Source organism: Parendozoicomonas verongulae, assembly GCF_009711465.1.
GTDB lineage: Bacteria > Pseudomonadota > Gammaproteobacteria > Pseudomonadales > Endozoicomonadaceae > Sansalvadorimonas > Sansalvadorimonas verongulae.
The window spans coordinates 37610-45396 of record NZ_SMME01000848.1; the positions used below are offsets into that span (position 1 = coordinate 37610).

A 7787-nucleotide genomic window follows, 5' to 3' on the forward strand; every position below is an offset into this window, starting at 1 on the left:
ATTTGCCGGCGTAAAGATTTTGTGAATATATAGGTATTTAATCCGTTGTTTGGTGGGCGGCCATTTTTGCAATATGGCCGCTGTTGCCTTCACCAAAGGTGATAAAACCGCTGCTTATCCGGATACGGAAACACATCCAGGTAATCACCATTGGCAACATGTTTTTGAATGCCTTTCCAATAATCTGCATCCAGAAGATCCGGGTGCAGTTGTTTGAGTAGCTTTCTCACCCTCGGCAAGGTGGTAACAAAGGTGCTCAACTCCTCGGGAAATACATCGTTAGGGGCAACGGAGTACCAGGGCTCGGCAGACATCTCATCTTCGTAAGTGCGCGGTGGCGGAATCTTTCTGAAGTTCATTTCGGTCATATATTGCACTTCGTCGTAGTCATAAAACACCACTCGCCGGTTGTTGGTCACACCAAAGTTTTTCAGCAACATATCTCCGGGGAAGATATTCACACCAATCATTTCCTTGAGAGCCTGGCCATATTCGCCAATGACCTCTTCGGTTTCTTCCGATGTGGCTTTTTCCAGATAGAGATTTAAAGGCGTCATTCGCCGTTCTATATACAGGTGTTTAATGACGACAGTATCGTCTTCGATATCAAACGAGCCAGGGATGGTTGCCTCAAGCTGGGTTAGCAGTTTATCGGGGAAGCGGGATTTGGGGAGCACCACATCTTTGTATTCGTGGGTGTCTGCCATGCGGCCGATGCGGTCGTGTTTTTTAACAAGCTGGTAACGCTCCAGCACGGTTTGGCGGCTGAAGTTTTTGCTGGGAGCAAACTTGTCTTTGATGATTTTAAAGACGTAGGGGAACGATGGCAGAGTGAACACTTCCATCACCATACCTTTCACGCCGGGTGCCACTATAAATTGATCGTCAGATTCATCCAGATGGGTGAGCAGTTCGCGATAGAACTCTGTTTTCCCTTGCTTATGAAAACCTATAGCACTGTAAAGCTCGGCAATGGTTTTGTTGGGCAGCAGGGTTTGCAAAAAACGAACAAGGGCGGAAGGTGTCTGAGTTTCCACCATAAAATAAGCGCGGGCAAAGCCGAAAAGGATGGAGAGTTGGCGTGAGGCTGTGAGTAGTACATCAATAAATAAGCCGCCTTTGGGGTGGTGCAAAACCGGAATAATGAAAGGCTGAATACCGGTTAGCGACACCACCCGACCGATAATATAAGCAGATTTGTTGCGGAAGAATGGCGATTTCAAAATATCAAAGCGCATGCGATAAGGTTGATGATGTGTGTGGGAGGCCTGTTTAAAGAAGGCTTTCTGTAAAAGCTTGATATCCCTATCAAGATTTACAAACGCAACGCCGGGGTGAAGGTCTCTTATGATCTCCTTAACCGTTTCCCCAATACCGTCATCGTTATACTCCACGGGGAAATAGCTTTTATAGGCTGTATCCATAGCCACGGGGATACGGTCCTGCAGGGTGGATTCCACAAAAATAAACTGGTTGTTGTAATACTGACGGTGGAACAGGTTGCAGAACACAGAGTTGTAGAAGGTTTCAGCCAACTCCGCCTGAGGATGGAAGATGAGATATTTCAGGTAAAACCCTTTCACTGCATGCCACAGCTCTGGCTGGAGTTTATCGCCTTCCAGAAGCTGCCGAACTTCGGTAACCGACTCCCGAACACGGGTGTCGTAGTAGGAGATACGGTCGGCCGATGCCTGGCTGATGGCAGACCAGTTCTGGTTCTGGTAGTGATTTTTTACGGAAGTGGTGATGTCCTGAAACAGGCGATAGTGACGACGGAAGCCGTTTAATATTACCTTGGCGATCTTTCTTGGGTTCTTCATTACGTGAACTTTTTATTCTTAGGTGCCTGTTTTTGCAATGGTCCGGGTACTTAGTAGCAACACTTTAACAGCAATTCCCGCTAAATGATTAATGTTCAGTAGTCCCAAGCCTTCCAGAGGAGTGAATTTTCACAGGCTACCCACTGTGCCAGGTTCCTCGGAAAGACCCTTCGGGTGCCCCTGACGACCTTGTTAGGAAAGCCTGCATACCGAGAACTCAACCTGCCTGAAAATGTCCTATCCCCTATAAACAGATACATCAGGGAAAGTCAGGTTATGCAATCACAAATACATCATTCAACAGTATCCATTAACGATACTCTCTGGGGAGTGCCCAAAGCAGTCTCTGGATGTACAGTCTGCAAGAATGACGCAGCTAGCGTAATAATTTGTGAAGAGGGGCATAAAATCTGCGCGACCTGTTTTGAAGAGGATTTCGACAAGCTCAGCACATGCCCTGAGTGCCGTGCAAAGCTGGCAGACAGGGATATAGCCAGATATACCAAAAAAGGAGGGCTCTTAACCCTCAACAATACCCGCTTTTACTGTATGAGTGAAAAGTGTGGGTGGTCTGGAGGCTACAACGAGTTGGAGGCTCACAAGAAACTCTGTTCACAAAAGCTTTTAGATTGTGATTATGGCTGTGGTGAGAGAACATCAGGCCAGGAACTTGATAGACATAAACAACAATGTAGAAAACGCCCCTATAAGGAAGGGAACCTTGCCGCGGATTATGAAACGGTTATGGAAGCCAAGCGACTTAGAGACGAGTGCCTCAAGGTAGAAGGCGATCCATCAACCACTCAAAGCAACCCAGAGTTAACTGGTCGCTTGGTCAGGCTCTACCCTCTGGTTCTTAACGCCGCTTTGAAGGAAGGCTCTAAAGCAAGTCAGCCGACGTCGCTATCTGTAACAAACATCCCATGCCACTCCCCATGTGGTTTTATAGCCAGCAATCTCAGCGAGCTTTCTTCTCATTTCTCTGATTGTCCCTATATATCCCTTCCGTGCCGCCACTGCACATTATTAGTAGAAAGGAGAGATCTATCCGACCATGAAGAGCGGTGTGACCGGCGCCCGGTGAGTTGTACTTACTGTGAGAGTTCCCTGCTACAGGGAGAAATGACGCAGCATTTTCAGGACTGTATCAGTTATCCGGTAAACTGCGTGTTATGCAACAATGATCTGGCTCGGTCAACGCTCAAGGAGCACCAGGCGACCGCGTGCCCACAAAGATCTGTAGAATGCGATCGCTGCTTTGAAGCAACCACCGCTGCAGAGCTGGACACACATAAACAGGGTTGCCAATTCATGCAAAAGATTATTCTACCAGCCAGCTCTGCCAATGCCGCCGTCACTCTGGTGCCCCAGCCCAACTCTACAGGCCCTGTCTATCAACCAGAAGACTGCTCAGGTGATTCGTCCGTTATCTATCTTGCTCTTCCACATAAAAAATTTCAGGACGTTATGCGTCGTAAAAAAAGAGATGGGGATGAAAGAGCCAACACATCATTCTTCCATAGTCGTTATGAGATCACGTGTACGTACGCCGAATCCCCCAGTAACATAACCTCCTTTGTCAATTATCATAACATATGGCGGTTGGGGATTGAGCAACCTGACGAGACACGAAAACATCGTTTCGTGTGGACAAATATGGACGTTTTAGACACACAAAATCAGAAAGTAGCCCATCTGGTGCAGTACTATCCTGCTTCGGGTAGTGAGGGGGGAGTAAAAATATGTATCGGCAGTAATTTTAACCATTCCGTAGGCCACCTGAAAACGATTGACGAGCAAGAGGCAAAAGTTCTGTCTCACGAATTCCCTTCTGATCTTATGCTGATTCGGATTCGACACGATAAAAATAAAAAATGATGATGTTAACCAACGCGTTCTAGCAGTAGTACCAAGCCTTCCAAAGGAATGAATATTCGGTGAAATCGTAAACTTTCAGCTACTTTTTATCACTCTCACCCGGGTATGTCTCCACTATCCCGGACACACGCCTCAACCACTGTGACGATAAAATCTCCCTGCAACCAGTTTTCCAAGTGTGTTGGAGAGCACTTAGTGTAGATTTCTGGCAGCTGCCTCAATGATACTTCTTAGCCATCGGTGGGCTGGGTCATCGTGGTTACGTTCATGCCAGTACAGTACGTAGCAGATTGGTTTAAGGGTGAAGGGAATAGGCAGTGAAACAACATCAAAGTGTTTCAGGGCATAGTCCGCCCAGAGACTGGGAGGGGAAATAGCCAGATCAGTGTTCTCACACATTCCGGTAGCACTGTAAAAATCTTCCACGGACACCGCAACATTTCTGGAAAGATTTTTTATAGACAACGCCTTGTCAATCTCAAGCCAGTGACTGTTAATCTTGCCAATACCTATATGCTTTAACTCCAGCCATCGGTCTATACACCATTCCTGCTCCAGGCAGGGGTGATGCTTGCGTACCTGACAGACTAAGGTATCGGTATACAGTATTTTGCTATACATCCCCGCGATTTTTTCCTGTCCGAAGTCCGTATCTCCGGGCAGAAGTACCATATCCAGCTTGCCGGAGACCAGGTCAGCAATATTGTTCTTAGATAGGTTTCTGACTCCAATTTTCACTTGGGGAGCCTCCAGGTTGATCGCCGACATTGTGTGTTGAAACAACAGTAAAAAAGCGGTTTCAGGGAAGGCAATATGAAAATTCCGCTCACAGGCCGACGGGATAAACTGCTTTGGCTGAATAACCTGCCATAACCCCTGCATAATGGGTGTCAGCTCTTCCTTTAACTGCATCGCCCGAATAGTGGGCACCAGTCCGTGAGGTGTTCGGGTAAACAGGGGGTCGTCCAGTAACTCACGAAGTTGAGACAAGCTTTTACTGACAGCAGACTGGCTCAGGCAGAGGTGCTGCGCCGTTCGACTGACGCTTTGTTCCTCCAGCAAAGCTTGAAGGCAGACCAGAAGCTTTAAGTTGACTCGGGATAATTCCAATAATGACATCTTCGATATTCAGATATTACTGAGAGTGAAACAGGAAGTGAAAAACCATCACTTTTACTCATAAGCCAGCGATCTCATAATGGCATTATTCTAATATCTGAGGATAGCTTTTTGCTCGCGTCACAACGTTCTGCCCTGCCAGTGATTTTTTTGATGGTTATTTTTGGCCCACTGGCGATTGATATATACCTTCCATCATTACCTGAGATGGTTCAGGTTTTCCATGTTGATGAAGCAACCATGCAGTTTACCGTCAGTCTGTTCATGATGGTTTTAGGTGTTGCTCAACTGATTGCCGGCCCTTTGTCTGATAAATTTGGCCGCCGGGCCAGTGCTGTAGTTGGCCTTGTCTTTTATATTGCAGGAAGCCTTCTGGGAGCCAGCTCTGAACAGCTGTTCACTCTGTACCTGGCCAGAGTTCTGCAGGCCTTCGGTGCAGCCTGTTGTTCTGTGACCGCGTTTGCGTGGATACGGGATAACTTCGATGCCATGGAGTCCGGTAAACTGATCAGCTATATGGGCGGTATTGTTGGTGCTGTACCTGCACTTGCGCCCGTGATTGGTGGTGTTCTGGCCGTTCAGTGGGGGTGGACCTCAAGTTTCTTCTTTATGGCTATGTTCGCTGTCGTGATGTTGGTTGGTGTTCTGGTGCGTCTGGCGCCCAAGGCTCAGACCCAAAGTACTGACATCAGTACAGCTCCCCAGAACAACACCAGAAAAAACCTGGCTGAAATCTTCACCAATCGGCAATACCTGACTTATTGCCTGGCAGGAACTCTGACGATGGGTGGCATTCTATGTTATGTGTCCATGGCTCCGATTGTGGCCATGAGTCTGGGGGGACTGGGAGAGTTTGGCTTCTCCTTAGTGTTTGGTGTTCTTGGGGTTCTTCAGTTGCTGGCCAGTATCATAGCTCCCCGTATCGTCAATCTGATCGGCCGCGAACAGACTATTCTGGTTGGTATTGCTTTGGCTTTGATTGCTGCCGCCGGGATTATGCTGGTTCCAGCCAGCAACCCATTGCTGTTCTTCATTCCGGCTGCTGTGGCTGGTATCGGTTTCAACTTTATCTACGGTACAGCTTTTGGCCTGACGCTGGAGCATTTTAAGCACTGTGCAGGTCTGGCTGCATCCATTGATGGTTGTGTCCGCACGTCGATTGGTGGGCTGCTGGTTGCTCTTGTCAAACTTTTGGATTTAGGGGTATTTGAGGCTACGGCACTGATGTTTGCATTGCTGGCTATTCCGTTTGTTCTGATTATCGCCAGCATGATGCGCAATAAGAATGCACGTCCAGCCGTTGAATTATCATTATAAACTCTCCCTGTCGCCTGCTCATCTCTCTGGTCAATCAGGCATAATAAGTACCCTGACTATTGGTTTCGCATAGTCTGGCGGCGTCTTTTTCCGCCCTTGCTGCGTCACAGCTCTGGTCACGTTGCGGGCTACGCTCCCGACGTTGTTCCTTGAAGAGCGAAAAAATTCACTCGCCACCATTATGCGAAAACAATGGTCCGGGTACTTAGCCTTGTAAACCATGACAGTGTGAAAGGGAATCGCTGCATTGAGTGAGATGTTAAATAAATACATTGGTGCCCACGTAAGCGCAGCTGGCGGTGTTGAGAACGCTCCGGTGAATGCTTACAAGCTGGGCGCCAGTGCTTTTGCTCTGTTCACCAAAAATCAGCGGCAGTGGAAGGCAAAACCGCTGACCGATAAAAGTATCAAGCTGTTCAAAGAGCGTTGTGAGACGTACGGCTTTAAACCGGAACAGATTCTTCCCCACGATAGCTACCTGATAAATCTCGGCCATCCGGAAGAAGAAGGTTTACAAAAGTCTCGCGATGCGTTTGTTGAAGAGATGGAACGCTGCATGCAGCTGGGTCTGGATCGCCTTAATTTTCACCCCGGCAGCCATCTTCGTAAGATCAGTGAGGAGGAGTGTGCCGAGCGTGTGGCGGAGTCTATTAATCTTGCCCTTGATCGCACCGAGGGTGTGATTGCTGTTATCGAGAATACTGCAGGACAAGGCAGCAATATGGGGTGGAGCTTCGAGCATCTGGCTATGATAATTGACGGTGTGCACGACAAAAGCCGTGTGGGTGTCTGTCTGGATACCTGTCACACTTTTGCAGCAGGTTATGATCTGCGCACTAAAGAAGCCTGCGAGAAGACATTTGCAGAATTTGAAAAACGAGTGGGCTTCCGGTATCTCAAAGGTATGCACCTTAATGATTCCAAAGGTGAACTGAATTCACGGAAAGACCGCCACCATAGTCTGGGAGCAGGGGAAATTGGTTGGGAGTGCTTTCGCACCATCATGCAGGATGATCGCTTTAATGGTGTTCCTATGGTACTTGAGACAATCGATGAAACAATCTGGCCTGATGAGATTCAAGCACTGCGCCGGCTAGCCCTCAGGAATGCCCCTTTAAGTGCCCAAACCATTGCTTTGGCATAATGCATAGCCACGTCGATCCTGAACAGAACTTGGTAACCAGAGCGTTAGTGAAGATAACCACCGGTTGAATTATTGAAATATCGCGGACTCCAATGTGTGAAAAATTAAGTTTTAATACAAGGAGTCTCCATGAATTCATCTCAATCCAGCCGGTCAAGTACACCTCACAGTTTAATGAGAGCAAGCAGCGCGCCTCCAGCAATAACTATGCCTGTCACAGCTCAGAGTGCAAATCTCCCCTCTCTGGCAGGATATTCTGTTAGTCCCACAGTGAATATGCCTCTGCTAATGCCTTTAGGAGCCTATGGGTATGGACATCAATATGGAATGACTCCCACCGGAGCGGGGCTTGGCACTCCTAATATAGTACCCAATGTTTCACCTATTCTGACTCCAGTTATTCTTCCTGGTCCGCTTAGCTCTACTAGTACGGCACCTAGTGTCTCATCTCACCCAACTCCAGAGTTTTGTCCTGGCTGGTTTGGCCCTTCCGGTATGATGCCCGGTGT

Annotated in this window: 5 protein-coding genes; 3 read left to right on the forward strand and 2 right to left on the reverse strand. The window is 47.9% G+C overall.

Features of this window, described 5'->3' with window-relative positions:
- Window positions 1-89 precede the first annotated feature (89 nt).
- Entirely contained in the window at window positions 90-1820 is a 1731-nt protein-coding gene (aceK, locus tag E1189_RS14585) for a bifunctional isocitrate dehydrogenase kinase/phosphatase (RefSeq protein ID WP_155161062.1), read from the reverse strand.
- 276 nt (window positions 1821-2096) lie between these two features.
- On the opposite strand from aceK, the gene E1189_RS14590 reads away from it, so the two are divergent.
- Complete coding sequence (locus E1189_RS14590; protein ID WP_155161063.1) at window positions 2097-3698, forward strand: hypothetical protein; 1602 nt, start codon at window positions 2097-2099, stop codon at window positions 3696-3698.
- A 192-nt stretch (window positions 3699-3890) separates the two neighbouring features.
- Here the strand turns inward: E1189_RS14590 and E1189_RS14595 are convergent, their stop codons facing one another.
- On the reverse strand, window positions 3891-4817 hold the full coding sequence (locus tag E1189_RS14595) for a LysR family transcriptional regulator (protein WP_155161064.1): 927 nt from the start codon (window positions 4815-4817) through the stop codon (window positions 3891-3893).
- A gap of 111 nt (window positions 4818-4928) precedes the next feature.
- Between E1189_RS14595 and E1189_RS14600 the strand changes: the two genes are divergently transcribed.
- Window positions 4929-6134, forward strand: a complete 1206-nt coding sequence (locus E1189_RS14600) for a multidrug effflux MFS transporter (RefSeq protein WP_155161065.1) — start codon at window positions 4929-4931, stop codon at window positions 6132-6134.
- 256 nt (window positions 6135-6390) lie between these two features.
- On the forward strand, window positions 6391-7278 hold the full coding sequence (gene nfo / locus E1189_RS14605; protein WP_155161066.1) for a deoxyribonuclease IV: 888 nt from the start codon (window positions 6391-6393) through the stop codon (window positions 7276-7278).
- Window positions 7279-7787 lie beyond the last annotated feature (509 nt).

Coding starts and splice junctions, on each gene's coding strand:
- E1189_RS14590 (WP_155161063.1), top strand. CDS start 2,097: ATGCAATCACAAATACATCATTCAACAGTATCCATTAACGATACTCTC.
- aceK (WP_155161062.1), bottom strand. CDS start 1,820: ATGAAGAACCCAAGAAAGATCGCCAAGGTAATATTAAACGGCTTCCGT.
- nfo (WP_155161066.1), top strand. CDS start 6,391: ATGTTAAATAAATACATTGGTGCCCACGTAAGCGCAGCTGGCGGTGTT.
- E1189_RS14595 (WP_155161064.1), bottom strand. CDS start 4,817: ATGTCATTATTGGAATTATCCCGAGTCAACTTAAAGCTTCTGGTCTGC.